Genomic DNA, 1,115 nt, shown 5'->3' on the forward strand with positions numbered 1-1,115 from the left:
CGGGCGCAACGCCGAAGAAGCCGGCCTCGGGGTTGATGGCCCACAGGCGGCCGTCCTCGCCGGGGCGGATCCAGGTGATGTCGTCGCCGAGCGTCTCGACGCGCCAGCCCGGGATGGTCGGCCGCAGCATCGCGAGGTTCGTCTTGCCGCACGCCGACGGGAACGCCGCCGCCACGTGGTACGCCTTGCCCTGCGGGTCGATGACGCGGATGAGGAGCATGTGCTCCGCGAGCCAGCCCTCGTCGCGGCCGATCACCGAGGCGATGCGCAGCGCGAAGCACTTCTTCGCGAGGATTGCGTTGCCGCCGTAGCCCGAGCCGAACGACCACACCTCGAGCGTGTCGGGGAAGTGCACGATGTACTTCTCGTCGTTGCACGGCCACGCGACATCCGCTTCGCCGGGCGCGAGCGGCGCTCCGACCGAGTGCACGGTCTTGACCCACGGCGCACCCGCCGCGATCCGCTCGAGCACCGCGGTGCCGACGCGCGTCATGATGCCGATGGATGCCACAGCGTAGGCGCTGTCCGTGATCTGCACGCCGATGTGGCTCAGGGGACCTCCGACCGTGCCCATCGAGAAGGGCACGACGTACATCGTGCGTCCGCGCATCGAGCCCTCGAAGACGCCGTCCAGCGTCTCGCGGATCTCGGCCGGAGCGATCCAGTTGTTGGTGGGCCCGGCATCCTCTTCGTTCTCCGACGCGATGTAGGTGCGCGACTCGAGTCGGGCGACGTCGCTCGGGTGCGAGCGGGCCAGGTACGAACCGGGCCGCCACTCGGGGTTGAGCTTGATGAGCTTGCCCTCGTCGACCATCTCGCGCAGCAGGGCGTCGTTCTCGGCCGCCGAGCCGTCGACCCAGTGGATGCGGTCGGGCTGGGTGAGCGCGGCGACCTGATCGACCCAGGCGGTGAGCGCGGCGAGCCCGGGACCGTCGACGGAGGGACGGATGCCATGACCCGGGCGGGCGGAGCGGGAAGCGGGGGCCGTGCGGCCGGAGGGGCGTCCGGCGAAGATGTCGGCGAGTGCCATGTCGATCTCCTCGATTGAGAGCGAATTCGGTGGTCTTCCTCCACTGTGCGACTCTCAGACGTGACTTTCGAGAGATTTCCGGCGC

The 1,115-nt window shown here is 69.6% G+C and carries 1 protein-coding gene; it reads right to left on the reverse strand.

Annotated elements, in window-relative coordinates; all coding sequences use genetic code 11:
* A partial coding sequence (locus tag AVW09_RS15335; protein WP_082823022.1) for a phosphoenolpyruvate carboxykinase (GTP) occupies window positions 1–1,030 on the reverse strand: 1,030 nt, incomplete at its 3' end.
* Window positions 1,031–1,115: the final 85 nt, after the last annotated feature.

The organism is Microbacterium sp. T32, assembly GCF_001619615.1.
Lineage (GTDB): Bacteria > Actinomycetota > Actinomycetes > Actinomycetales > Microbacteriaceae > Microbacterium.